The organism is Tundrisphaera lichenicola (assembly GCF_051175385.1).
Classification (GTDB): Bacteria; Planctomycetota; Planctomycetia; order Isosphaerales; family Isosphaeraceae; genus Tundrisphaera; species Tundrisphaera lichenicola.
In genome coordinates this window covers 2,110,207-2,134,817 of sequence record NZ_CP195106.1, presented here as the reverse complement: position 1 = coordinate 2,134,817, position 24,611 = coordinate 2,110,207, and the positions used below count along the sequence as shown (strand labels likewise).

Below are 24,611 nucleotides of genomic sequence, written 5' to 3'. Positions count from 1 at the left end.
GCTCAGACGGCCGGCAAGGCTTCCAGCCGGGTCCACTCATCGAGCGCCACCTCGATGATCTCGCCGTCATCGCGGCGAAGGCGGATCGTCTGCTGGCGGGAGAAGAGACCCTTCCCGCCCATTTCCATCCCGCCGATCGGCCGGACGCTCTCCCGCTCGACCAGGCCGACGACCTGCGTGGTCCACTCGCGATGCCCGACTCGGACGAACTGGGTGGCACGGACGCGGGTGCCCGGATCGAACCGGGGCTTGGGGGGCGTGGGGATCATCGGGATATCGATTCCATCGCGAGAACGGGTCCGATCATCGAGAAGAATATCATAACGGGCCGAGGCCGACTTCGGAAGGGGATCGCTTCGGCCTGCGGCTCCCCGGGGTGGGCGTCTCGATTGTAGGTGGGAAATTTCGTACAACGGAGGACGTCGATGCGTCGCCCGGGTTTCTTCACCTGTTCTTCACGGAAGGCCATCCCATGCCCCGGATCTCCCTCCCTCTCACACCTGAGCCACGCGACGAGGCCGACCGGATCAAGCAACGTCTGATGGCCGTCGTCGAGGAGGAAATTCAAGGAATCGCCGAACTGCTCGCCTCCAAGCCCGACCGCCAGATCCTCGGAGAGGCCGAGTTCCAGGTCCGAGACCGGGTCCACAAGATCGGAGCCCAGGCGATCCAAACCGCTCTCGATGAGCGGAAAAAGGGGGGTACCAAGGCTCCAGTACCGGCTGCCCGAGTTGCCACGGCCCCAGCAAGTTCGTCCGCCGATGCGCCCGGACCGTCGTCAGTCTGATGGGCAGCTTCGTCCTCCGACGGCGCGCCTATTACCATTGCACGGCCTGCCGCAAGGGGCATTGTCCGGCCGACCATGCCTTCGGCCTGGGGACCTCCGAGCTGACCGTCGGAGCCGAGCAACTGGCTGTCCTCTTTGGCACCACGGCCAGCTTCGCCGAGGCCGCCCAGAGGCTCCTGCCCAAGGCCAGCGGGCTCCGCCTGGCCGAATCGACGATCGAGCGGGCCACCGAGGCCGCCGGCGTCCGGCTGGGTCAGGCCCTGGCCGCCGGGGAGACCTTCGGCGGGTTGGCCGACTGGACCTGGACCAAGGATGCCCGTGGCCGGAGCGTCGCCTACGTGAGCGTCGACGCCACCGGAGTGCCGATCCAGGGGCCCGACGGTGTCCAGGCCGAAGGTCGGATGGCCTGGGTCGGCAAGGTCTTCGCCCCCAGGCCCGAGGCCAAGGCCAAGCACGCCGAGCAGGACATCGCCGCGCAGGTCCGACGACCCGCCGCAGACGGACGGGCCCGCTACCTGGCCGGGCTGATGAGCCTGGAGGAGTTGGGCGATCCGCTGCGTCGTCAGGCCGCCCAGGTCGGGATGGACCGGGCCCAGCAGTGGGTGGCCCTGAGCGACTGTGGCAGCGGGGTCGACGACTTCCTGCGGGTGAACTTCCCGCGGGCGGTGCGGATCGCCGACTTCTACCACGTCGCCGAGCACCTGGGCGAGTTGGCCAAGGCGTGGCACCCGGGCGACCCCGAGGCCGTCAAGACCCTCCGTGACGACTGGTGCCACACGCTGAAGCACCAGGGGGGCCGAGCGACCCTGGCGGTGATCGAGGCATTGGACCGGGACGGGCGGTCGGAGCCCGCCCTGGAGGTGGATCGCCAGGTGAGGCAGTACCTCGGCAACCATGCGGACCGGATGGACTATCCGAGCTACATCCAGGCGGGTTGGCAGATCGGCTCGGGTCACATCGAGGCGGCATGCAAGGCGGTGGTCAACGAGCGCTTGAAGCGGAGCGGGATGCGTTGGGGTGAGTCGGGAGCCGATGCGGTCTGCCACCTCAGGGCCCTCTTCAAGGGAGATGCCGACCAATGGGAGGCCTTCTGGACGCCATCCATAAATTGATGCCCCAACCATCCACCACACAAAAGACGCTCACCCGTCTGGAATCTCGATGAGTCCTCGAGCTTTCCCAGGGACTCGGCCTTTCGTCTTTAACATCCGGGCGATTTACGGGCGCCCCTCGATTGGTCCTGCCGACCGTTCATCGAGGGCCTTCGCGGAGAGCCTTGCGATAGACTTCGAGATAGCGGTCGATGTTGCGATCCATCCCGAAGTGTTCGACCGCGACAGCTCTCGTGGATGCGGCCAGCCGACTCGCGAGTTCGGGATGGGTCAAGACGTCGATGATGGCCTCGGCGATCGAAGCGGAATCGACCGAGGCGAGCCGACCGGCTCCGGTTGGACCGAGCAGCGTGGCGTAATCGGCGAAGTCGGTCGCCACGATCGGGCGCCCAGCAGCGAGGTAAACGGCGATCTTGCTCTGGACGGAATAATTCTCACGACAAGCCAAACGTGAGTGGACCAGCACGTCGGCCCGTCGAGTCAGGGAAACCACCTCTTCGGGCGTCTGCCCGGTCAGGGTGATCAGCCGATCCCCGAAGCGGCCGAGTTCAGATTGGTAACGTATGCCGGCCTCTGCCGGACCTCCGACGAGGACACATCGAGCTTCCGGAACGGCTTCGAAGACTACGGGGAGCGACTCGATCAGGAGGGGAACTCCCTGATTCGGGTGGATAATGCTACCGACATACATCACGACCTTATGCCCGGGATCGACCCCGGGGATCGAAGCAACCGACCCGGACCGCTCGTACTCTCCAAGGTCGATCCCGGGATAGATGACCGTCACCCGGTCGGCCGGAACGCCTTTTTCCTCGATCATCACTCGTTTGACCTGTTCGCCGAGGACGATCACCGCAGCGGCATGTCGGCAGACGGCCCGCTCAAGCCGAAGATTGACCTGGAAGCCGAGACCACGCCCGAGTCGGTCGCGTTCGTATTCTTCGCCGAGGAGCGAGTGCAGTTCGTAGACCATCGGCCATCGGTATTTGCGACAGGCCAGATAGGCCCGGTTCGCGCCTCCGTGATGTTGGGCGTGAACCAGATCGAAGGGGAACTCGCGGTGGACTTTGGCCAGGCCGCCCACCCAGTCTCGGGGATGGAAGGTGAAGGACGGGGTGCCCTCGAACTCGGTCTGGGACGAATCCCCCCAGGTTGGCCTCGCCTTGAGGTGGGCCAGGACGACGTCGACCCCCCGAGTCTTCAAGGCTCGGAGGATCTTGATCGGGAGCATCGCCGTCCCGTCGTATTCGCCGGGAATCGGAAAGGACGTGACCAGCAAGACGCGCATCGAGAAGACCTCCGGCAGTTCGAGAGGGCCAGAGCATAGCGGCCCGACCCGCGGACGGGGAACCCCAAAGCCTCGGTCGAATCCATCGAGGGTGAAAAGCCCCGATCGTCGATGCGGGTTTGACGAAAGTTTAAGCCGACCCCGAACCGATCTCAGACGAGTAATAGATGCGTGCTTGGATCGGATTTTGTGATTTTGGTCGGATGAGGCGGGGAAGGGGGCCGACGATGGCTGCGGAAGACCTCTTACGACTGGCCTGGGAGGCCGACCACGACGGCCGTCAGTCGCTCCGCGACGCCTTGCTGACCCTGGCAATCGCCGAGAGTGGCCCGGATGACGATTGGGCCGAACGCTGCCGGAATCGACTGGTCTCAGAGCGGCCCGGGCATTACCTGGGGGTGTATCCCACCGTGGCTCAGGCCTTGATCGACCCTCGCGTCATCAAGGCTCGCGACCGGCTTCGCTGCAAGTATCCGGCCGAGCGTGTCGAATGGCTCCTGCTCCGGGCCAGGGCCGCCCGGGGCACCTATACCGGACGGGGGGAATCGATCGAAGCCATGATCGAGGATCTCACCGGTCCCCGGGCCGAGGCGGAAAACTTCCGCCTGGACGCGCCAGCGCCGATCCGGGGCCCTCGATCGAGGATTGGTGCCATGCAACCGGTGTTGACCTCGCTCCTCTATCCGCCGATGGCCCGGCGGTCCGATTGGCTCAAATCCGAGCCTGGTGGGCCGAGCGAGAAGGACGAGACTCAGAACGAATTGGACCCGAAGGCCCGTCGATACCACTATTATTCGACCTTGTTCGCCCTCGCCATGGTCCTCGCCGCCTTGCCCGAGGGTGATAGCTCGGGATCTTGAGGATCTGCTCTATCTCGCGATCCGATCCGTCGGCGGATAAACGATCCGGACCGGCTCGCGCCGATGGCGATTATCCCGGGTGAGCGATCCGTCGAGCCGACGATCCAGCGATTCGACCATCGCGTCCAGGATCCCCCGGGTCGTGTCGAGGTGATGGGGCCGGAGAGCGTAAGGATCCCGTGGAAGTCCGGTCCTGGGATACTGGAGCTGACCGGAGGCGACGTTCAGGCCTGGTGGGACCTGATGCGGCTGCATCGGCTCGTATTCGGCACCCATCGCCGGGGCTCGATAGTACGCCCGCCGATTCGCGGACGGTCCGGGATACGCCCAAGAAGTTCGGAGAGCCAGGAGTTCGCCAAATTGAGGCCAGGGGGGTACCAAGAGATCGCCCGAGAGGCCGGAACCCTTGGCAACAATGGCCGGGAGTAACCTGAGGGCATCCTCCAACCGCATCGGCCGAGAGGGATCGGCCAGGAGGGGGATGAACTCGGGGCGACCCAGTTCGACGGCAGCCTGATGGACCAATGATTCTCCCGAGGCGACGTAGAGCAGAAGGGCGGCACGCGCCAACCGGCTCGACCCTGACACCGATCGCCCGAGCATCAACCGACTCTGCGAGTGAAATTCCAGGGCATCCTGGTAGAGGCAATGGAACGGGCTGACCTCGGTCATGATGACCGAACCCGTCGGTTCGGCCGTGCTCCCGGGCATCCAATCGGAGGCGGGTTCGGCGACGACCGACTCCGAATCGTGGCCGGCTCGTCCAGGTCCGGAAGGCCCGAGATCACCATTCTGCATGACGATTCCTCGATGCCCCGGGGAGGATGGGCCGGCCCGCCTTCTGGCCACGAAGACCAAGAAGCGGGCCGGAGCGACCAGATCTTATCAATCTACCACGAGATTGAGATCCCGGGGAATCGGACCAACGGGGTGGGCTGCCGCCTTTTTCTCGGCCGTGGCCGGATCCTTAGGGGCAGGGGGAAGGGGAGCGACCGGATCGCCGATTGGATGGGCCAGGGCCAACGATCGGGCTCGGAGCAGATTGCCGTGCCTCTGGGTGGTGATATCGGGCTGGGAGTAGAAGGCAATTGCCCCCTCGTAGTCTCCCTTGGCCTCGCAGATCCGTCCCAGGTTGGTCTGCGCCCCCCATCGAAGCATGTAGAAGAAGTAGCGACCCGGTCCGGGCTCGGGCGACAGTTCCAGCATCTTTCGGTAGAGGTATTCGGCCTGATCCGTATTCCCCCGATCGAGCTGGCATTGGGCCAGGAAATAGGTGGCGTACAGGTCCAGAGCCCCCTGGATTTCCTTGGGGATCGGGTCTTTCTTGGGGTTATTCATCACCGCGTTCTCGGCGAACCGGAGCGCGACATACTTGTCGATCGCCTCGGACAGGTCGCCTCGAAGCTGTGCGGTCCTGGCGTAGAGCAAGGGGTACTTGCCATCGAAGAACTGGAGGGCCATCTGGGTGGCCGCGACGAAATCCGGATCGGAGAAGAGCGCCTCCTCGACCCGCACGGGGAGGTCCCAGAGCCTCAAGGCGCCGAACCTCGGGCCCAGGGCTTCGGCGAACGCGGCGTTCATCTCCGCGGGATCCCGGAAGAGGGTCATCCGGAATTCGCCCCGGAGTTGTCCCTGGAGGAGTCTCATCCTCGGGGCGAGATATCCCTGGCTGGAATCGACCAGGACACCAATCTTGGTAGGGCTCCCTGCCAGGTCGGCGGCGGTGGTCTCGTAGGAGAACTGGCCCGGCAATTCGAGCCGATCGAGCACGAGCGGGTCGACGATCGCTTCCTCCAGGGTCGCCACCCCGGTCCCATCCGGCCCCGGAATTTCCAGGCCGATCCGGGGATCGAACAGGTACGCCTTCTTGTTAACCACCGCCGCGCAGATCCAGACCACCGGGGCCTTGGTCGGAGTATCGAAGGAGACTCCCGGTAGCGAACGTCGCGGGGAATAGGTCAGAAGGCCCACATCGATGCCAATCTGCCGGCAGAGCGACATGAACAGCCAGCCACGCTCCGACCATCGACTCCCGTTCTCGGTCGCCATCCCCCGGAAGAGCACGTCGGCCGGTCGGGCCTGCGCCTGCCGGAACCCGGCCCCCGAGAGCGATTCGGGCGGCACGAGCGTGATCTGTCGGACGATCCAGTCGAAGATTCGCCGGACCCGGGTCAGGTCTTCCCCTTCCCCCGCGATCCGGGTCGCCACCGCATGGTAGAGCATGCAATCTTCGATATGACGAGCGTCGCGAATCGTGAACTTCGGGGAAGACAGGGCCTTCACCGGCGGCTCGGGATCCTGCCCGGACAACTCGTAGATTTTCCGGAGTAGCAGGTCTTTGGAGTCGGGGCTCAGGAAGTATTCGGAAGGGTGGGTGCCCTGCGCGAACAATTCGTTGAGGTTGTCGGTCGCGATCGCGATATTCTGGCCGCCGGGGTTGAGCGAGGCGGTCTGCATCAACTTGGTCACATTGCCGAGGATCACCTCGCGGCGACGCACGATCTCGGGATCAATCGCGGCGGGAGGTGCTTCGGCCGAAGGGGAAATCACGACCGCATCCTTCGTCGCGGGCCGCCCGGGAGCCGAAGGGAGGGGACCCGCTAGCAGGTTGTTGTCCGGGATCGTGGGTTTTTTCGAAGAATAGTCGCACCCAGGCAGGACCGAGCTCAGCCCGATCAGGCCGAGTGCAAGAGGGGATCGCCACTTCAAGGGAAAAGCTCCTGCTGACGGGGACGATCCGAGGGCCGGAGGCCTCGGCGATGATCCGGCCTGATTATTTTGAGTCAGAGAAACGGCGGCGCCGAGACCGGAAAGCTTCCCTTCCCCATTTTCTCCGTGATACGACCCGAACCGCCAGAAAGTTCGGATGAGGGACATTGTCTCCGGCAACATCTTTCGAACTTCGAAAGAATCGGGGGACAGCCTCGACGTTCTATCGCTCGTTAATACGTCCCCGTACCATCTCGTCGTGCGTTTGCACGCTTCACGAACGAGTCGAAAGAAATCCCAGGCGTGCGAGGAACTGTCGTGGATGACGGACAACAGCCTGTTACATTCGATGGGAGGCGCCCAACCCTTGTACATCGGCTGGAATCAACGGCAGGAGTTCGGCTGGTTCGGCTCTTTCAGAGGAGCATCACAGTTGTTCGGGGTAGACTACGCCAAATCATTCCCAACACGCGATGCCAACGATTCGCTGAAGGCCCGACTGGTCTTGCTCGCGTGCGGGACCGAGCACATCTCGATCGAGCCCGATCGCAAGTTCGATGGATGGGCCGAGCCCAAGGGGGGCCTTCGCTACGGTCGAAACTCCCACGACCCACACCTGGATGGTCTGACCTCCCCACCCGACCGATAGGCGACCACTCCTCCCCCAGCTGGCCGAACCTCGACTCGGGGAGTTGGCCCGATTGATCGCACTCTGATGCCTGACTTCCGACGTGATGACTCTTCCTCAGACGCGAACCACTGGAGGTTACCCGTGAACTTGCTGATTCGATCCAAGCTCGGAGTTTCTCTCGCCCTGCTGATCCTGAGCTCAATGGCCTCGCCTCGGCTCTCGGCCCAGTTTGCCCAACGACGGCCCACCCCCAATGACACCCTGAAATCCACCGAAGTCGCCCCTGATCGACAAGTGACCTTCCGGATCTACGCCCCCAAAGCCGAGGAGGTATCGCTCGGAGGCGACTTCGGTCAGGGTGGGAAGATGACGAAGGATGAGGATGGCGTCTGGTCGATCACGGTCGGCCCACTGGCTCCCGACTTCTACAGCTACAACTTCAGCGTCGATGGCGTGAGAACGATCGACCCGAAGAATCCGATGGTCAAGCAGGGGATCTCCAGCCTGGATAGCATGTTCCTCGTCCCGGGGGACGAGGCCAAGTTTGAAGTGACAGAGGCTGTCCCCCACGGCGAGATCCGGGCGGCCTGGTATCAGTCCGACACGCTCGGCGAGCAGCGGAGGTTGCACCTCTACACCCCCCCGGGTTACGAGGGTTCGAGCGACAAGTACCCGGTCCTCTACCTCCTCCATGGTGCGGGTGACGACGACTCGGGCTGGAGCACGATCGGGCGGGCCGGGTTCATCCTGGATAATCTGATCGCCGGGACGAAGGCGGTCCCGATGCTCGTCGTGATGCCCAACGGGAGCCTCCCCCGGCCGACGAACCTCCCCGCTCGGCCCGAGGCGGGCGCGCCTCCCTCGGCCGACTTTCGAGCCGCGATGGAGGCCCTTCAGAACCGATTCACCGATGAATTGATGAAGGAGATCATCCCGTTCGTGGAGCAGACCTACCGGGTCAAAACCGGCCCTGAAAATCGGGCCCTGGCCGGGTTGTCGATGGGCGGAGGCCAGACGTTGAGGGTCCTCACCACCAACCCCGAGCAGTTCGCCCAGGTGGCAATCTGGAGCGCGGGACTTTTCGGCGGAAACGCGGCCGACTGGGAGAAGCAGAACGAGGCATTCCTGAACTCGGCCGACAAGGTGAACGGCGCGATCAAGTCGCTGGAAATCACCGTGGGCGACAAGGACTTTGCCCTTCCCGGATCGAAGATGCTGGCTGAAATCCTGGAAAAGCGAGGCATCCACCACAAGGTCCGGATCACCGATGGAGGTCACACCTGGATCAACTGGAGGCAATACCTCAACGAGCTGGCCCCTCGGCTCTTCCAATGAGAGCGAGTGGATCCGTCTCGTCACCTCTTTCCGGACGACGGGAGAAGGGCACTTGACCATCAAGGGTCGATCGGCCTATGATCTGGGTATCAATCTGAGGCGAAAGCCTCGCGGAGTGCCCTGAATGTTCACGAACCTCAAGACCCTACGACTTCGGTCGGCCCTCGGCCTTATCGGCCGGGCGTGGTCTTAGGGTTCGTCGTCCTCAACGCTCCGGCGTGACCGACCATCGAAGCCCCGAGACCCGCTCATGCGAGTCTCGGGGCTTTCTTCGTTTCCGGATTTTTCCCCCACCACGTCACGAACGAGTCACGATCATGTCCGACGCGAACGACCCGAGCGACAATCGCATCCTGATCTTCGACACGACCTTGCGCGATGGCGAACAATCGCCGGGCGCCAGCATGACGCATCTCGAAAAGGTGGAGGTGGCACGTGCCCTCGCGCAGCTTGGCGTGGACGTGATCGAGGCGGGGTTCCCGATCGCCTCGCCCGGCGATTTCGAGGCTGTTCGAGCCATCGCCGCCGAGGTCACGGGAGCCTCGGTCTGTGCCCTGGCTCGGTGCAACGATCGCGATATCGACCGCGCCTGGGAGGCCCTGAAGTTCGCCCAGAAACCTCGAATCCACGTATTCCTGGCAACCTCGGCGATCCATCGTGAGCACAAGTTGAAGATGACCACCGCCCAGGTGGTCGAGAAGGCCGTGGCGAGCGTCCGTCGGGCCAAGGGCTACTGCGGGGATGTCGAGTTCAGCCCCGAGGACGCCGCCCGGACCGAGATTGATTTCCTCTGCGAGGTCGTCGAGGCGGCCATCGAGGCCGGGGCGACGGTCGTCAACATCCCGGACACCGTCGGGTATGCCACGCCCACCCAGTACGCGAAGGTCATCCGGACCCTTCGCGAGCGAGTCCCGAACATCGGTCGTGCGATCATCAGCACTCACTGCCACGACGACCTGGGGATGGCCGTGGCCAACAGCCTGGCCGCCTGCGAGGCGGGGGCTCGCCAGGTCGAGTGTACGATCAACGGGATCGGCGAACGCGCCGGGAATGCCGCACTGGAAGAAGTTGTGATGGCCTTGAAGACCCGGCACGACTACTACGGGCTGGACACGAACATCAAGACCGAACGTCTTTATCCGGTCAGCCGGATGGTCTCGAAAATCACGGGAATGATGGTCCAGCGGAACAAGGCGATCGTCGGCCGGAACGCCTTCGCTCACGAGTCGGGGATCCACCAGGATGGGATGCTCAAGGAACGTTCCACCTACGAGATCATCCGTCCCGAGGATGTGGGCGTTCCCAAGACCGATCTCGTCCTGGGCAAGCACTCCGGTCGCCACGCGCTCCGCGATCGGGTGACCGAACTGGGATACCACCTCAACGACGCCCAGATCGAGATCCTTTTCGAAGACTTCAAGGCCCTGGCCGATAAGAAGAAGGAACTCTATGACGAGGATCTTGTCGTCCTGATCGAGAAACATATCCAGGATGTGACCCCGGTCTGGTCGCTGGTGAGCCTGCACACGACGGCGGGGACCGGGATCTTGCCGACGGCCACGATTTGCATCAGGCGTCCCGATGGAGAGATCGTCCAGGATGCCGCGATCGGGGACGGCCCGGTCGACGCGATCTTCAAGGCGGTGGAACGCGTGACCGGGGTTGCCGCCAACCTCAAGGAGTTCGCCATCCGAGGCGTGACCTCGGGCAAAGATGCTCAGGGCGAGGTTTCGCTGGAGCTGGAAGTGACCAGCGACGATCGGAGCTTCCGCGGCAGGGCCGCCTCCACCGACATCATCGAAGCCTCCGCCGAAGCCTATCTCAATGCGGTCAACGCGATCGTGACCCGTCGCGAACGCGACCAGCCCCGCGAGGTGATCGGGCGGCCGGGCGCGGGAGCCTGATTGGAGCAGAAACGGACGCGCGACCGATCAGGTTTCGCGCGTCTGTTACCTTAAAGGATCTCGGCGCCGGCGGCCTCGTCGATCAGCCATTCGACCTTGCCCGGGACGGTCTGGAGCAAGGATCCGGGGACTTCGCCCGTGATCGGCCCTCGGAGCGATCGGGCGACGGCCCCCGCCTTCCGATCTCCGAAAGCCAGAACCAGGATCGAGCGAGCGGCCAGGATCGGGGCGATGCCCACGGTCAGGGCTTGCCGGGGTACTCGATCTTCCCCGCCAAAATCCTTGGCTGCGTCGGAGATCGTCGTCGGGTGAAGATCGACCAGGCGAGTCGGGAGGGCGAGGACCTGCTCGACCGGAAGGTCGGTCGGTTCGTTGAAGCCAATATGTCCGTTTCGCCCGACTCCCAGGAGCTGAAGGTCGAGACCGCCCTCGGCTTCAATCCATCGATCGAAATCGGCGGCATGCGAGGGGGCGAAGGCCTCGGGGACGGTTCCGTCGAGGAGATGGGCGCGGTTCGCCCCGAGATCGACGTGGCCGAACAAATGGCGATGCATGTAAGTCCGATAACTCTGCGGGTCGAGCGGACCCATCGGATAATATTCGTCGAGGTTATAGGTCGAGACCTTGGCGAAGGTCAGGATTCCTTCCCGGTACGCTTCCACCAGTCGGGCGTAAACCGGCTCGGGAGTCGAACCTGTGGCTAGTCCGAGTACCGCGTGACCCCGGACTGCCAAGGCCTTCGAGATGACGCCGGAAATCCGTTCGGCGGCCACCTGGCAAGCGTCGGTTGACTTGGAGTAAACCGAGACTGAGGCTCCGGCCAGTTCGAGACGGCGAATAGGCTTGGACATACGGGACATGGACCTAACGCGAGGAATGAGGGAGTTCCGGGAGAGCAGGGGAACCGGACCCGATCAAGACGATCCGCTAACGGAGGCCAAAGCTTTGGGAATCGGGAGATTCCGGAGCATCCCGAGGGCGAGCTGGATCGGATCGGACGTGTTGGCTTCCGAAAGATTCGGGTCGTAAGTCTCGATCTGGAAAAGTTCAACGCCGACGAAGCGTTCGTCGATCCGATGAGCTCGCCCGGTCAGACTGTGCCCTTCGGCCCATTCCCTGGTCAGCGCGGCATACGCCCGGCCCAGGTGCGAGCAGAACTCCGTATAGTCCGTCAGGAGGACCTGGGAGGCATGGCAATGGATGGCCCATTCCTTGGTGCGTTCGGCCTCTCCATCGTACGTGAAGTAAGCGTTGGGGCGGGGCAGGGGACCCCACGGGGTCCAGCCGGTCAGGACCAGGGTGTCGGAAAGCCCCGAGCCGACCAGGCCGATCGCGGCCAGCGCACGAGTCATCCGGTGGGCCAGGTGGGCATCGGTCGCCGGGGGAATAATCACGGCTCCCGGCTTTTTGTCGATGAACCAGTCGACAATCTTGTCGATATCCACCGCGCTGGGTTGATAGCCCGTGTTCCGGTAGGCATCCAGGTCCCAGCAGACCGCTTCGGCCCCCAGAACGTTGCATTCGAGGCGGAATTCGGCTTCGCGTACCGAGACCTTCTTCTGGTGATTGAGCCAGTGGGCCGCCACGTTCCGCTCGCCCGCGAAGACCAGGACCTCGATTACCGGGAGGCCCCGCCGGACGGCATATTCATGCATCAGGCAGGCGGCCGTGATCGCCCCATCGTCGGCGTGCGGGCAGAGCATGACGAGCGGACGATCGGCACTGAGCTTGGGGCGTAGGGCGTCGCGGATATCAAGGAGTTGCCCGTGTGAGCCACTGCCCTTGACGGTCTTGAGAAGGTCTTCGAAAGGAGCCTGCCAGTGCTGACATCGCGAGGACATTGAAGCGCTATCCATGGGCGGGTGCTCCGACGACACGACCCGGCGGGCCGGCCGGAGTGGGGGTCCGAGGACGGACAGGGCCGATCTCAACTCTTCACAGACGGGATCAGGCGACCGATCCGGAGAGCTTGCCTTCTGAGGAGAATCAGGACCCCTTGAGAGATCCATTGTGAAGCCCAAAGTACGCCCCGTCAACGCGCAGGCGGTTGAATCCCGGATCTCTCACCAGAGCTTCACGCTCCAATCCCTCGCCGACTTCGGATTGTCGAAATGGGGAGGATGGATCACTCTGGGTCCCGGATACTGGCGGTCGATGCGGATATCTCCCAGGGGATGAGCCCCATGACAGTCTGGAACGGACGAGCAAATCGATGGTTCAGGATCGTCCTGGGGGCCTTCCTCATCGGCGGTTTTCTCGTGCTGATCGGAGTGCCATATCTCCGGTGGACTTCCGACCCAAGTCTTTTCGACGATGATTTCTTACGAGTCGGGAGCCTCCGTCGAGCAAGCCTATCCGAGGCGCTTTTTCGACCCTTCAACGAGCATATGGCCCCGCTCTTCGAGCTGGTCTCCTGGCTCTGCTGGGAAGGATCGGGTCGGGACGTACTGGCCTTGCCGAGGGCATTCCTGGTGTCCTCGTTCCTCGCCTTCGGTTCGAGTGTCGTGCTACTGGTCAATTTGATCAGGCGGGAAACCAAATCCTTTCCGGCAGCGATGTTTGGAGTCGTTTTTTATAGCCTCTCATCTGTCGCGGCCGAGGTCGTCCTCTGGTACTCCGCCAGTAGTTTCACCTGGGCGGCCACATCGACTCTGACCGCCTGGTACGCGGCGAGGTCGGCGGTCGAGTCGGTTTCTCCCGAGGCTCGACGCGGCTGGCTGGTCGGGTCGATGATCGCATCGGCGATCGCCCCGGCTTTCTCGGCGATCGGGGTTCTTGCCGGCCCTCTGGCCTCGCTCAGGCTCCTGAGTCAATCCGGAATCTCGCGATTTCGACTTTTGCTCCTCTCGATGCTCCCGACCATCGGAACGGGGCTGTACTGGCTGGTCTGCTCGCGGTTTCGCTATGGCGAGTTGGTCTCGACGAGTCTCGGCCGAAATCTCGATGTCGAGGCGGCCCTCTGGGCCACGATCCGGGCTCCCTCGCTGGTCTTGATCCCCGGGCTCGTGGGATTGCCGGGTCAGGCGGGGCGGTTCCCCGATTGGCTCGCCGCGGGCCTGACGTTGATCGGACTTGCTTCGTGCCTCGCCTGGGCGGCAAGGAGTCGCAACCGTCCCTTGATCCTGGGAGGACTCGCCCTGATCTTGGGAGGCTACTTCGCGGTTTACGCGACCCGAGCCCGTTCGGGTGACCTCTCGGTCTTCATGGTCCAGCGTTATCACCTGTTCCCCCAACTCGGGATCGTGGTCCTGATCGCAGCCGGGTCGTCATGGGGGTTGTCCCGGTTCGCCGGAAAGCCGCTCGTGGGGATTGCATCGGCCACCGCCCTGGCTGGCCTGCTCGCGTTTTTGCACTATCCGAGGATGCAGTCCACCGCCGAATGGTCCTTCCGATTTCCCGATCAACCCCCTCGACTTGAGGCCGCCATGAGACTCGAAGCGAAATGCTCTCGAGAGGGGATCACGATGGCCCAGGCGATGAAGGCGCTCGAGCCGATCCGGCCTCGTTGGGCACCGCAGCCCTGGCCATTCAACCCGCTCTTGCATCTCTTCGGGAAGGGTCCTGAGCTTGCTCGGCTCGCCGATGAAATGGTCCGTCCGACCTTGCTCGCCTCGATGTCGGCCGAAGACCGCGAGGCCCTCTTCGGAGGGATGGAGGCCACGCGATATCGGGTGGGGTCGTCTCTCTGGGGCGAGAGACCGACCGTTTCGTCAGCCCGATTCGTCGGATCGTACCGGATGGGAATACTCGGCGAGGGCCGATACAAGGCCCAGGGTTGGCCGTGTCATCTCGATTTCACCCTGGAGTCGGAGGCCTCGAACGCCCTGGCCATCAGCCTACCTGGCCTGAAGGCGAGGCGTCCCCTCGAAATCTGGTGGTCGGGTCGCGATGAAGACTGGTCACCTTGCCGGAGCGTCCGCTGGGAACCGACCTCGGACAGCCCCGGCGTCGATTGGGCAGTCCCCCTGGACCGGCTCCCTCACTGGAGGGCAGGGGAGGTCCATCGGTTGAGGCTCGTCTTTCGCGAGTCGGGCCTGGTTTCGGTCGGCCTTCCTCGATTGATTCGTTGAGAACAGGTCACCGCCTAAAAATAGTCCGCCTGATTAACGAGCCACTGAGCATTCCTCGATCGGCCTGGACCCTCAGATCGAAGGCTCCTCGAAGAGTCGGGCGCGGAAATTGGCCCACTCGTTCGCCCTGGGGTGATCGTCGAGGTGCTGGGCCATCATCTCGGCGAGTCGGCGGTCGAGCTGGTCGAATCGCTCGGAGAGGACCCGGACGACCTCCAGGGCCAGGGCCTCGGCGGCTCGGGGATGATCTTGTCGGAGCCGATCATGGGACCGGTGATCGAGCATCCAGACCACGAGGTCGTCTTTTGCCCGGATCGTCGCGCTCGGGGCCATCGAACGGAAAAAGGTCGTCGTCCCGTACATGGCCGGGCCCGAGAGGACGGCCAGTTCATCGACACGGCCATCGGGCTGCGTCCTCTCGATCGTGATCGAACCCCCTTCCACGAACCAGAGGAACTTATTGGGATCGCCCTGAGTCAACAACGGAGTCCCGGCAGGGACCTTGGCTTCGACCAGCGCCCGGAAGATCGTAAGTCTTGAGTCTTCCTCGGCCCGGGTCAGCAGCGGAGTCGCGAGGAATCGTGAGGAACCGTCGGTCGAGATGGTCGGCATGAGATCTGGCTCCCTGCATTGACGGGACGAACCATGGACTGATCTGCCCGACCATCGTCATGGTCGTCGATCGCTCTAACTTACTCTTCTACGTTCGACCTGGAGGGAGAGTCGGGTTTTCACGAAGAAACCGGTTCTATGTTCGGGCCGGCTTCGAGGTCGCCGGAATCCACGGATTGTCCCGCGATTCGCTCCGATCCCTAATCACAGGATAGCGCCAACCCGCCCGGGAGGACCGGGGCTGGGAAAAGGAGGCGCAAAGGCGGAGGGATTCGCCATGTCGAGACAGTGTGGGATCGTGGCCGCGCTAGCTCTCTGGGTGGGAGCATCCGGGTGCACCGGGACTCTGAAGAGGTTCGATGATCCGATGCCATCCCACGCCAAGGCCTGGGCGGAGGCATCGGCACCGCCCCAACAACAGGTTTCGCTGCCGCCCGAGGGGTCCGAGACCTCGGTTGCTTCGACGAGTCCCCTGGGACTATCGAAATTCTTCCCGGGACTGCGACGCAACTCGACCGTTGTTCCGAAGGTGGAGCCGTCGAGTCGGACCTCCTGGTTCGCGTTCAACCGCCGCCCGAAGCCGACCCAGTTCTACATGACTGACGCCCGGACGAGCTTGGGTCAGGGCTCGTCGGTCGCGGCAGGGGCAACGATGCTCCCCGTGGCCATCCAGGTCCCTTCGGAAAAGGCATCCGACGCCGCGGTCACCCCGGCCAGGGTCGAGCAGGACGTGCCCGCGTCCGATCTCGCCCCTCCGGCACCGTTCGTCGAGATGGATAAGATGGCCAATCCCGCGCCAGTCGCGCCTGCGGGACAGCAGTTGGCTTCGAGCGAACTCGACCGGCCATCCTCGACCGGAGAGAACGCCCCGATTCCCCCCTCGGCCGAACTGCCCGCTCCCGAATCCGGCGTGATCGTCGTGAATCGGATGCCCACGGTTCCCGAGGTCGATCCGATCGACGAATCACGCCCTTCGATTTCCAAGCCGATCGGATCTCCGGTCGAGGTCAAGCTGACCAAGGACGATGTCCGGAAGTCTGACGATCAGGCTCGCCAGGCCATCCCGCCGATTGTCGATCCGGCCAGCGCTCTGGAAGAGACCGAGCCCACCATCCTCGCCGCCTTCCTGCACAAGATCGGCGTCAAGCACCATACCTCGCCACACGTCCACACCCCGATGGCCCTGGCTTCGCCACAATCGGCCCCTTCGCCGCAGGCCAAGCCCGTGATTCAAGTCGTCGCGAAGCACAAGCATAAGCCCATTGCAAAAGCAAAAGTCACGCCGACCTCGCAGGTCCAGCCCACCGCGCAGGCGCCGGCTCACACCTGTGTTTGCGACAATTGCGGTGCGAAGATCGGCAAGCGTCCCTGCATTCTCAAGCGGATGAAGAGCAAGTTGTTCCACGGGAACGCGGAAGAGACGAATTGACCTCGAGTCGACTATTCGGGCTAGAGTCCGGGCGGGGAAGGGGGCTAGATGTCTCTTCCCCGCCCGATTCATTCTGTGATCCCGAAACGGGCCACGTCTCGGAGCTGGGGAACCTCCTCGATGGTGTCGCGGCCGATGGCCTCGACGAATCGGCGAAGCGTCAGCTCAAGCTGGTCCGCGACGTCCGGATGTTCGGCGGCGACGTTGTTCTGGTCCCACCGATCCTCGGGTTTCCGGTAGAGTTCGGGCTTCTTCGGCTCGTCAGGATCGACCTCGACGGGCACGGTCAGGTGCCAGAGATGGGTCCTGATGGCGAATTCCTCGACATCCATGCCCATGCAGGCGTAGTCCCTGACTTTCGACTGCTCGCCCCGGATCAAGGGGAGAAGGTCGTGACCCTGGGCCCGGTCATCGCGAGGGAGATCGAGCGCCGAGAGTATTGTTGGGAGCAGGTCGACCGTCTGGACGATCGCCTGACGTCGGGTCCCTCCGAATTCCCCCTTCGGCATCCGAACGATCAGGGGCGTGTGGATCAGCTCCTCGTAGAGCCAGGGGCGGAACCGACGGACGTAGCCATGTTCGCCGAGCGGTTCCCCTTGATCCGAGGTGAAGATCAGGATCGAATCGTCGAGCCGGCCTAGCTGACGGAGCGACTCGAAAAGTTCTCCGAGCCAGCGGTCGACCAGCGTCACGGTCCCGGCATAGGTTCGGCGGAGTCGGAGCAACTCCTCCTCGGAGAGGACGTCTCCGACGGCCCCGGCGGGCACGTCGATCAGGACTCGGACATCTTCCAGGGTCAGCTCATCGTCTTCCTCGACGAGGTCGCCTTCCTCGCCGGCCTCGAACTCGTCGGGCTCGGCCGCCGCATATTGATCCCGGTAAGGCTGGGGCGGATCCCAGGGTCCGTGAGGGCTGAAGAGGTCGAGCCAGAGGACGAACGGCGAGGGATCCGAGCCTCGGCGACCAAGCCAGTCGATCGCCGCGTTCACCGTCCTCGCGATTCCGGTATTGGTCTCGTTGTCGGTCCCGAGGACGGCTCGATTCCTCAGGAATTGTTCCCAGCGGACTTTCCAGAGGTCGTAATCAGGATCGTCCTTTTCCGGGAGCTTCAGGCCAGGTTCTTCGGAGATCCGAACCTTCCCGATCCGAGGATCGTCCGGGGGAATCAGGGGGTCATAACCCTGGCCTCGGATCCAGAGGACCTCATCCCAGCCCCGACCGAAACCCTGCCCGGCCTCCCTGAGCATGGGCACGTCGGAAATGAGCGCCGAGTGGACTCCTTGATTCCACAGCAGGTCCGGCAGGATCGGCTCGTCATGTCGGAGCGGAGTCCAGCCGGAGTCGGTGTCGGGAAATCCATAGCGTCCTGTCCACCAGCTCCGGCGGGTCGGCAAGGTGGTGAGATTCTCGGGGAAATGCTGGTCGAAGACCACGCCTTCGGTCGCCAGGCGGTCGAGGTGGGGCGTCTCGATCCAACTGTTGCCGTAGGCACCCAGAAACCCGAGATGGAAACTGTTGCAGGCGACGACGATGACATTCATGCGAGACATTGTAGCGTACGGGTTCCTCAACGGGCAGGCGGATCGTCCGGCTCCTGATAGGCCGTATATTTGTCATTCCGCCCGGTCGAGCGATCGACCGGATATTTGATCGCCGCGAGCGACACCTTCTCTCGGAGGGTTGAGGCCAGATCGACGTGGCAGACCGAGGCCAGCCGGAGCAAAGCCCAGAGGCAATCTGCCAGCTCGTGGGCCACCTCGCGGTGAGTGGTCGGATCTCCGAGCAACGCTCGGACCTGGGCATCGCTCTTGAACCGGAAGTGATCGAGCAGCTCGCCGACCTCGCTGGCTAGGGCGAGCCCGAGGTCTTTCGGGTGGTGAAATTGCTCCCAATCCCGCTCTTTCGAGAAGCCCAGGACGAGGGCCTTCAATTGTTCGATGGTCGTTTCGTCGTCGGTCATTTAAAGAACCTTCGCCAGATCCATTCGCGGGTCGATATCGATCGAACGAGACATCAGGCCGCCGTCGGGTTTACAAGCGAGTCCGGACGCTGAAGAATGGGCCTCGCCTCTTGATCAGACACCCGGACACGACAAAAGGCAAAATGATGATGGCTCGGATTGTTGGGATTCTTGGGATGGTGGCCGTTCTCGCGACACCGGCGGCCGGGGAAGACAGTCCCTATGTCGCCACCCCTCTGACCGAGGTGGGCGAGTTCACCAAGGGAATCGAAGGGCCTTGTTGCGATCGCGATGGATTCATCTTCGCGGTGAACTTCCAGAAGGAACAGACGATCGGCAAGGTCACTCCCGATAGCAAGGGGGAGGTCTTCGTCACTCTTCCCGGTAAGAGTGTGGGCAACGGGATCGTCCTGGATTCGAAAGACCGGATGTATGTCGCCGATTATGTGGGCCATAACGTCCTGCGGATCGACCCCAAAACCAGGGCGATCGAGGTGTTTGCCCACGCGGCGATGAACCAGCCGAATGACCTGGCCATCGCCCCCGACGACACGATTTACGCCAGCGACCCCGACTGGGTCAGGAGCAAGGGGCAAATCTGGAAGATCTCGACCATCGGACAGATCGAGCGGGTCGCCGCCGACATGGGCACGACCAACGGGATCGAGGTCAGTCCCGATGGTAAATGGCTGTATGTCAACGAGTCGGCGCAACGGAATGTATGGAAATTCCCGATCCAGGCGGACGGGACCCTGGGAGAGAAGCGGCTCATCAAGCAATTTCCCGATCACGGTTTCGATGGGATGCGCTGCGATATCGCAGGGAATCTTTACATCACCCGTCATGGCAAGGGGACCGTCGTGATCATGACCCCCGAGGGAAAGGTCTTGCAAGAAATCGACGTCCTGGGGAAGTCCCCCACCAATCTTTGCTTCGGAGGCCCCGATGGCAAGACGGTTTACGTGACCGAAGTGGAGAATACGCGTCTCGTTTCCTTCCGCGTCGAGACGCCCGGTCTGGCCTGGCAACGCCTCCGGTCGAGATGAGTTTTCGCCCTATCAGTCCCTCGGAGAGACGATCATGACGCCTCAAGAGAAAGCGGAATCGCTCGGGATCACCTTCACCAGGCAGGAGCCGGGCTATCTGGCCATGGTCGTCAAGACCGGCAACCTGCTCATGACGTCGGGACACGTCAGCGACATCAAGGGAAAGCTCGGCGCGGGCGTGTCTGTGGACGAGGGCAAGAAGGCGGCCCGCGAGTGCGCGGTCAAGATTCTGAACTCGGTCTGGAACGCCCACGGGACGCTCGACGGCTTGAAGGTCCTGAAGCTCCTGGGTTGCGTTAATTCAAGCCTAGATTTCACCGATCAGCACCTGGTGGTGAACGGCTGCAGCGACCTTTTGCACGAGATCTTCGGCAAGCCCGGAGATGGCTTCCATGCCCGGAGCGCCCTGGGATTTGCCCAGATTCCGACCGGCTCGGCCGTGGAAGTCGAGGCGATCTTCGAGATCAAGGGCTGATTCCGACCGATGCGGGGGCGATGGAGTAGAATACGGTTCGGGGCCAAGGGACGGGCATGGGCCAGGGCTTCGTCGGGGCCTCGGCTCTAGACTCCGGCGGAGACCGAGCCGTGTCCAAGAGAAAACTGACCCCGGAAGAGCTGAGACAGCTACGCCTCGACGTTTTGGCGAGCGGTCAAAGCCCCAAACTCATCGAGGTCATCGAGCGTAATATCGATACCCTCGTCGAGGTCCGTCGCCAGATCGCACGAGCACGCGGACCCCAGGATCGACTCGCCGACGCGATCACAGCCTGGTCCGGCAGCATGCCCTTCGTCTTCGTCCATGCCGCCTGGTTCGCCGGCTGGGTCGTCTCCAACCTGGGATGGTTCGGCCCTCGTTGGATGTTCGACCCGTTCCCATTCGGGCTGCTGACGATGATCGTCTCGCTGGAAGCAATCTTCCTGGCAACTTTCGTGTTGCTCAGCCAGAACCGCCAGGCCGAGGTGGCCGAGCAGCGGGCCGAGTTGGATCTTCAGATCAACCTACTCAGCGAATACGAGCTGACTCGCGTCCTGAAATTGGTCGACGCGATCGCGGACCATCTCGGACTGGCGGAAGGACGGGATCCGGAGCTGGAAGATCTGAAGCGAGATGTGAGCCCCGAGGCGGTCATCCGCGAGATGGATCGACGCAAGCATGTACTCGACCGAGAAAGCGGTCGTGATTGAACACGCGACGACCACGGACAGTCCGAGTATTACCAACGTAAACTTAGACCGGCCAGAAAGATGATTCCGGCCTTCGAGTAGAGAATGGATCGCAACTCAACCTGAAGAAGCGATCCAACTTCCGTCGATCCCATGAGACTCGCCGAAAACAAGGCCGCATCTTAACGAGTCTGGAAGGAAGAGTTCCAGCCCCAGAACAGCCGCTCATCCTCGGAGGAAACCGTACTCGAGCGATCATCCAATGGACTTTGCGCCGGTGTCGAGTTCTTCGACCTATCGGCCCGAATTCGGCGCGTCGACCAGCAGGCGACCAGGAACAGCGAGGAAAACGTGAAGAACAGGACCTCAAGCATTTCAAAAACCCATCTAGCCTAGGTTCGTTGATGCCACTCTCCGGCGGCATTCATCCAAACCACTACGTCATTTCGCGTCGAATCGTGACCACCAACGGAAAATCCAACATTCGATGATCGAATGGGGGATGCCATGGTGCCCTCAGACGATCGACAGCACCAGCCCAAATTCACTTTTCGTGACTCCGGACCACCGAATCCGAACATAAGACCCATTATCGGACGTTGGATTTGATGACGAAAAACGGACCCCGATCGAAGCTTTCACTCAGATAAGTCCTGGCTCCGAATTTAGTCCAGGTTTTCGGTCGTGATCATCCTCGTCAAATCGAGAACGATCGAGGGGACTCGATTGAGCGCTTGTGAGCGATCCTCCGACCGGCCTAAGATGATAGACTGACTCGGAGGGTCGGTGATGACCGATGTCGCATGCCTTCAAAGGATGATCTGAGTGGCCGACCTGATCGCGCAAGGTAATGAGCCGCAGCATCGTTGGAGACGTCCGTTGGTCTCGGGCGAGTGGCTTCTCCTTGGTCGAGGTGTCGGCAGTCTTTCCGTCCCCTGGGATAAGAAGGTCTCCCGGCAGCACGCCGAGGTTCGGCTGGTCGAGAAAGTTCTCGAGGTTCGCCGCCTGCCCTCGGCACGCAACGCGATTACGGTCCGAGGGCTTGAGTCGAATCTGTTCAGCCTCCGACCAGGCGAACACTTCGTGATCGGGGAAACCACCTTCACCCTGGCCGACGAGTCTTATGAACTCGCCCCGGAGCCCCCCGCGCCAATCGAGCAGCGAAGTTATGCCTATCAGGAAATCCAGTCGGCCCGTTACCGCGATGCCGACCATCGGATTGACGTACTCAGCAGGCTACCGAACCTGATTTCCGGCGCCGATGACGATCAAGAGTTATTCGTCCGACTGGTCAACATGCTCCTGGCAGGCATCCCCCGGGCCGACGGAATCGCCCTCGTCTCGGTCGAGCATGAATCGAGTGATCGACCATCCGTTGAGGTCCTTCACTGGGACCGTCGAAGGCCGAATCAGGCGGGGGGATTCCGTCCGAGTAGTCAGCTAATTTTGGAGTCGATGAAGCGGAAGCAGAGTGTTTCCTGCATCTGGAACGGTGCGGGCGACCTGGAGCAGTCCCCGGACTTCACGATGACGGGCGGGGTCGACTGGGCCTATTGCACACCCGTGGTTGGCGAGATGGCGGGCGGTTGGGGAATCTATGCTTTCGGACGATTCGATTTCCGTGTTGGAGAGTGGGCTCACCCATCGAGCGAATCGCCGGATCTCCTGGCCGATCTCAAGTTCACCGAGCTGGTGGCTTCGATCCTGGCGGCACTCCGGCAGGTCCGGCGACTTCAGAGGAAACAGGCCGTCTTCAGCCAGTTTTTCTCCCCGGTGGTGATCGATCGCCTGGCCGATGACGATCCCGAGATCGTGCTCGCGCCGAGGCAGGTCGAGGTTTCGGTGCTCTTCTGCGACCTCCGCGGGTTCTCCCGGGAATCCGAGAGAAACTCCCACGATCTACTAGGACTCCTGGAGCGGGTCAGCAAGGCCCTCCGGGTGATGACCTATCAGATCATGGGACATGGCGGAGTGATCGGTGATTTCCAGGGCGACGCCGCGATGGGGTTTTGGGGTTGGCCGATCGATCAAGGCGACTCGGCCAAGCGAGCCTGCCTGGCCGCCCTGGAGATTCGGACCCAGTTCGAGGCCAACGCCGCGCGCAAGGGCCACCCCCTGGCCAATTTCCGCATGGGGATCGGTATCGCCAGCGGGGTCGCCGTCGCGGGAAAGATCGGGACCATCGATCAGGTCAAGGTGAGCGTATTCGGTCCGGTCGTCAACCTTGCATCGCGACTCGAAGGGATGACGAAATTTCTTCACGCGCCGATCCTCATCGACGAGACCACGGCCCGATTGGCCCGCCAGCAAGTCTCGCCGGATCAGGGCCGATTCCGCCGCCTGGCCGTGATCAAGCCTTACGGCCTGGAGACCCCCCATGAGGTCACGGAACTCCTCCCTCCGTTGAACGATCGGCCCGAACTGACCGATGAGCACATCCGGTCCTACGAGTCGGCCCTGGATTCGCTCCAACGCGGTCAATGGTCGGAGTCGCTCTCGTACCTCTCCCGGGTCCCTCCCGAGGATCAGGTCAAGGACTTCCTGACCGTCTTCATCGCCCAGCATGGGAGGATCCCTCCGGAGGGCTGGGACGGGGTCATCCCGCTCCACCAGAAGAATTAAGCGTCAACTTGCACCGCTTCGTTGACACACCCCAGCCCGCTGTTTAAGGTTCAACTGGCCCTTGGCACTTCGGGTCGGGATCGATGAGGATCTTGGGGGTTGTCGCGTGCTCATTGATCGGAAGAATTTCTCCAGGCATCGCCCTTGGATCGTCTTCGTGCTCGCCACGACGGCCCTATCGATCGGCTGGTATTTGTTCTCCAGCCTGGGATCCTCGAAGTGGCCCGGCGGCGGGAGTCGGCCGGGGATCGTCTTCGGGGTCGCGGGCGGATTGCTGATCCTGTTCGAATTCGCCCTCTGGGGCCGCAAGAAGGTCCGGGCCTGGCGGATCGGCCGAGCTCAGACCTGGATGATCGCTCATATCTGGCTCGGGCTGTTGACGGTCCCCTTGCTGGTCCTCCATAGCGGATTTCGATGGGGTGGCTCGCTCAGCACGGTCTTGATGATCCTATTCCTGGCAGTGATCGCCAGCGGGGTCTGGGGGCTGCTACTCCAGCAAATCCTGCCGTCCCGGATACTCAACCAGGTCCCCGCCGAGACGATCCATTCGCAGATCGGCCGGATGGTTCACTTCATGCTCGAGGATGCCCAGCGTTTGATCCGTTCGACCTGTGGCCCGGCCCCGGGCGAGGAGGCGGACGAGGATGATATCGAGGACGTCGAGCAAGGAGCCCCCGTATCGCACCAGACAATCGGGGCGGTTCAGACGGTTGGTAGCGTCCAGGGGAAGGTTTTGCTTACCCGAGTACCCCAGGCCGCCGTCCCTGGCTCGGAACCTCTTCGCGAGGTTTTTAAGTCGATCATTGCCCCCTACATCGTCGACGGAAAACTGTCGAAATCGCCCCTCGCCTTATCCAACAAGGCTGACGCGATTTTTCTTGAGCTGAAGAACAAGCTCAATCCGGCGACCTACGAAACGATCGACATCCTGAAGAACCTCTGCGATCAACGAAGGCAGCTCGATCGCCAGGACCGACTCCATTGGTGGTTGCATAGCTGGCTTTGGATTCATCTCCCCCTGTCCATCGGGCTCGTGGTCCTGATGTTCTTCCACGTCTGGGTCGCTTTTAAATATCGCTGAG

21 protein-coding genes and 1 pseudogene are annotated in these 24,611 nt (G+C 62.6%); 13 read left to right on the top strand and 9 right to left on the bottom strand.

Going from position 1 to position 24,611, the window contains the following annotated elements:
• Nucleotides 1-2: 2 nt before the first annotated feature.
• Nucleotides 3-269, bottom strand: a complete 267-nt coding sequence (locus tag P12x_RS08365) for a hypothetical protein (RefSeq protein WP_435010406.1) — start codon at nt 267-269, stop codon at nt 3-5.
• A 203-nt stretch (nt 270-472) separates the two neighbouring features.
• On the opposite strand from P12x_RS08365, the gene P12x_RS08360 reads away from it, so the two are divergent.
• Both P12x_RS08360 and P12x_RS08355 read left to right on the top strand, forming a co-directional pair.
• Nucleotides 473-787 carry a hypothetical protein gene (locus P12x_RS08360; RefSeq protein ID WP_435010354.1) on the top strand — a complete coding sequence of 105 codons (315 nt, stop codon included), beginning with the start codon at nt 473-475 and terminating at the stop codon, nt 785-787.
• Nucleotides 763-1,899 (top strand): annotated as a pseudogene (locus P12x_RS08355) (ISKra4 family transposase); the annotation flags it as partial. The gene P12x_RS08360 and the pseudogene P12x_RS08355, both read left to right, overlap by 25 nt.
• Before the next feature lie 139 nt (nt 1,900-2,038).
• On the opposite strand, the gene P12x_RS08350 reads toward P12x_RS08355, so the two are convergent.
• On the bottom strand, nt 2,039-3,187 hold the full coding sequence (locus P12x_RS08350) for a glycosyltransferase family 4 protein (protein WP_435010405.1): 1,149 nt from the start codon (nt 3,185-3,187) through the stop codon (nt 2,039-2,041).
• A 227-nt stretch (nt 3,188-3,414) separates the two neighbouring features.
• Here P12x_RS08350 and P12x_RS08345 point away from each other — a divergent pair, with 227 nt between their 5' ends.
• On the top strand, nt 3,415-4,047 hold the full coding sequence (locus P12x_RS08345) for a hypothetical protein (protein ID WP_435010404.1): 633 nt from the start codon (nt 3,415-3,417) through the stop codon (nt 4,045-4,047).
• 9 nt (nt 4,048-4,056) lie between these two features.
• On the opposite strand, the gene P12x_RS08340 is transcribed toward P12x_RS08345, so the two are convergent.
• Together P12x_RS08340 and P12x_RS08335 are read right to left on the bottom strand one after the other, a co-directional pair.
• Nucleotides 4,057-4,845 (bottom strand): hypothetical protein, encoded by a 789-nt coding sequence (locus P12x_RS08340; protein ID WP_435010403.1) that lies wholly within the window; start codon nt 4,843-4,845, stop codon nt 4,057-4,059.
• Nucleotides 4,846-4,932: 87 nt separating this feature from the next.
• Nucleotides 4,933-6,597: a tetratricopeptide repeat protein gene (locus tag P12x_RS08335; protein ID WP_435010402.1), complete on the bottom strand. Its 1,665-nt coding sequence runs from the start codon at nt 6,595-6,597 to the stop codon at nt 4,933-4,935.
• Between the two features lie 592 nt (nt 6,598-7,189).
• Here P12x_RS08335 and P12x_RS08330 point away from each other — a divergent pair.
• From P12x_RS08330 to P12x_RS08320, 3 genes are all read left to right on the top strand, one after another.
• Entirely contained in the window at nt 7,190-7,405 is a 216-nt protein-coding gene (locus P12x_RS08330) for a hypothetical protein (RefSeq protein WP_435010401.1), read from the top strand.
• Nucleotides 7,406-7,528: 123 nt separating this feature from the next.
• Nucleotides 7,529-8,722, top strand: a complete 1,194-nt coding sequence (locus P12x_RS08325; protein WP_435010400.1) for an alpha/beta hydrolase-fold protein — start codon at nt 7,529-7,531, stop codon at nt 8,720-8,722.
• Nucleotides 8,723-9,039: 317 nt separating this feature from the next.
• Nucleotides 9,040-10,626: a 2-isopropylmalate synthase gene (locus P12x_RS08320; protein WP_435010399.1), complete on the top strand. Its 1,587-nt coding sequence runs from the start codon at nt 9,040-9,042 to the stop codon at nt 10,624-10,626.
• Between the two features lie 50 nt (nt 10,627-10,676).
• Here the strand turns inward: P12x_RS08320 and P12x_RS08315 are convergent, their stop codons facing one another.
• Together P12x_RS08315 and P12x_RS08310 are read right to left on the bottom strand one after the other, a co-directional pair.
• Nucleotides 10,677-11,477 carry a glucosamine-6-phosphate deaminase gene (locus tag P12x_RS08315; RefSeq protein ID WP_435011653.1) on the bottom strand — a complete coding sequence of 267 codons (801 nt, stop codon included), beginning with the start codon at nt 11,475-11,477 and terminating at the stop codon, nt 10,677-10,679.
• 63 nt (nt 11,478-11,540) lie between these two features.
• Nucleotides 11,541-12,482: a PIG-L deacetylase family protein gene (locus P12x_RS08310; protein ID WP_435010398.1), complete on the bottom strand. Its 942-nt coding sequence runs from the start codon at nt 12,480-12,482 to the stop codon at nt 11,541-11,543.
• A 318-nt stretch (nt 12,483-12,800) separates the two neighbouring features.
• Here P12x_RS08310 and P12x_RS08305 point away from each other — a divergent pair, with 318 nt between their 5' ends.
• Nucleotides 12,801-14,696, top strand: coding sequence for a hypothetical protein (locus tag P12x_RS08305; RefSeq protein WP_435010397.1), 1,896 nt, complete (start codon nt 12,801-12,803; stop codon nt 14,694-14,696).
• A gap of 72 nt (nt 14,697-14,768) precedes the next feature.
• Here the strand turns inward: P12x_RS08305 and P12x_RS08300 are convergent, their stop codons facing one another.
• Entirely contained in the window at nt 14,769-15,308 is a 540-nt protein-coding gene (locus P12x_RS08300) for a cyclic nucleotide-binding domain-containing protein (protein ID WP_435010396.1), read from the bottom strand.
• 367 nt (nt 15,309-15,675) lie between these two features.
• Here P12x_RS08300 and P12x_RS08295 point away from each other — a divergent pair, with 367 nt between their 5' ends.
• Entirely contained in the window at nt 15,676-16,737 is a 1,062-nt protein-coding gene (locus P12x_RS08295; RefSeq protein ID WP_435010395.1) for a hypothetical protein, read from the top strand.
• A 68-nt stretch (nt 16,738-16,805) separates the two neighbouring features.
• On the opposite strand, the gene P12x_RS08290 is transcribed toward P12x_RS08295, so the two are convergent.
• Together P12x_RS08290 and P12x_RS08285 are read right to left on the bottom strand one after the other, a co-directional pair.
• Nucleotides 16,806-18,278, bottom strand: coding sequence for a sulfatase family protein (locus tag P12x_RS08290; protein ID WP_435010394.1), 1,473 nt, complete (start codon nt 18,276-18,278; stop codon nt 16,806-16,808).
• Between the two features lie 26 nt (nt 18,279-18,304).
• Nucleotides 18,305-18,697 carry a nucleotide pyrophosphohydrolase gene (locus tag P12x_RS08285; protein WP_435010393.1) on the bottom strand — a complete coding sequence of 131 codons (393 nt, stop codon included), beginning with the start codon at nt 18,695-18,697 and terminating at the stop codon, nt 18,305-18,307.
• Nucleotides 18,698-18,873: 176 nt separating this feature from the next.
• Between P12x_RS08285 and P12x_RS08280 the strand changes: the two genes are divergently transcribed.
• The 5 genes from P12x_RS08280 to P12x_RS08260 all read left to right on the top strand — a co-directional run bounded on the left by P12x_RS08280 (nt 18,874) and on the right by P12x_RS08260 (nt 24,610).
• On the top strand, nt 18,874-19,743 hold the full coding sequence (locus P12x_RS08280; protein WP_435010392.1) for an SMP-30/gluconolactonase/LRE family protein: 870 nt from the start codon (nt 18,874-18,876) through the stop codon (nt 19,741-19,743).
• 34 nt (nt 19,744-19,777) lie between these two features.
• Nucleotides 19,778-20,218, top strand: a complete 441-nt coding sequence (locus tag P12x_RS08275; RefSeq protein ID WP_435010391.1) for a RidA family protein — start codon at nt 19,778-19,780, stop codon at nt 20,216-20,218.
• A gap of 110 nt (nt 20,219-20,328) precedes the next feature.
• Nucleotides 20,329-20,928, top strand: coding sequence for a DUF1003 domain-containing protein (locus P12x_RS08270; protein ID WP_435010390.1), 600 nt, complete (start codon nt 20,329-20,331; stop codon nt 20,926-20,928).
• Nucleotides 20,929-21,732: 804 nt separating this feature from the next.
• Nucleotides 21,733-23,529, top strand: a complete 1,797-nt coding sequence (locus P12x_RS08265; protein WP_435010389.1) for an adenylate/guanylate cyclase domain-containing protein — start codon at nt 21,733-21,735, stop codon at nt 23,527-23,529.
• A gap of 106 nt (nt 23,530-23,635) precedes the next feature.
• Complete coding sequence (locus P12x_RS08260; protein WP_435010388.1) at nt 23,636-24,610, top strand: hypothetical protein; 975 nt, start codon at nt 23,636-23,638, stop codon at nt 24,608-24,610.
• The last annotated feature ends 1 nt before the right edge of the window (nt 24,611 follow it).

What these genes read in the sequence shown, in the direction of transcription:
- P12x_RS08365 (WP_435010406.1), bottom strand. Translation starts at nt 269, where the DNA reads ATGATCCCCACGCCCCCCAAGCCCCGGTTCGATCCGGGCACCCGCGTC.
- P12x_RS08360 (WP_435010354.1), top strand. Translation starts at nt 473, where the DNA reads ATGCCCCGGATCTCCCTCCCTCTCACACCTGAGCCACGCGACGAGGCC.
- P12x_RS08350 (WP_435010405.1), bottom strand. Translation starts at nt 3,187, where the DNA reads ATGCGCGTCTTGCTGGTCACGTCCTTTCCGATTCCCGGCGAATACGAC.
- P12x_RS08345 (WP_435010404.1), top strand. Translation starts at nt 3,415, where the DNA reads ATGGCTGCGGAAGACCTCTTACGACTGGCCTGGGAGGCCGACCACGAC.
- P12x_RS08340 (WP_435010403.1), bottom strand. Translation starts at nt 4,845, where the DNA reads ATGCAGAATGGTGATCTCGGGCCTTCCGGACCTGGACGAGCCGGCCAC.
- P12x_RS08320 (WP_435010399.1), top strand. Translation starts at nt 9,040, where the DNA reads ATGTCCGACGCGAACGACCCGAGCGACAATCGCATCCTGATCTTCGAC.
- P12x_RS08315 (WP_435011653.1), bottom strand. Translation starts at nt 11,477, where the DNA reads ATGTCCAAGCCTATTCGCCGTCTCGAACTGGCCGGAGCCTCAGTCTCG.
- P12x_RS08310 (WP_435010398.1), bottom strand. Translation starts at nt 12,482, where the DNA reads ATGGATAGCGCTTCAATGTCCTCGCGATGTCAGCACTGGCAGGCTCCT.
- P12x_RS08305 (WP_435010397.1), top strand. Translation starts at nt 12,801, where the DNA reads ATGAGCCCCATGACAGTCTGGAACGGACGAGCAAATCGATGGTTCAGG.
- P12x_RS08300 (WP_435010396.1), bottom strand. Translation starts at nt 15,308, where the DNA reads ATGCCGACCATCTCGACCGACGGTTCCTCACGATTCCTCGCGACTCCG.
- P12x_RS08295 (WP_435010395.1), top strand. Translation starts at nt 15,676, where the DNA reads ATGCCATCCCACGCCAAGGCCTGGGCGGAGGCATCGGCACCGCCCCAA.
- P12x_RS08290 (WP_435010394.1), bottom strand. Translation starts at nt 18,278, where the DNA reads ATGAATGTCATCGTCGTCGCCTGCAACAGTTTCCATCTCGGGTTTCTG.
- P12x_RS08285 (WP_435010393.1), bottom strand. Translation starts at nt 18,697, where the DNA reads ATGACCGACGACGAAACGACCATCGAACAATTGAAGGCCCTCGTCCTG.
- P12x_RS08280 (WP_435010392.1), top strand. Translation starts at nt 18,874, where the DNA reads ATGGTGGCCGTTCTCGCGACACCGGCGGCCGGGGAAGACAGTCCCTAT.
- P12x_RS08275 (WP_435010391.1), top strand. Translation starts at nt 19,778, where the DNA reads ATGACGCCTCAAGAGAAAGCGGAATCGCTCGGGATCACCTTCACCAGG.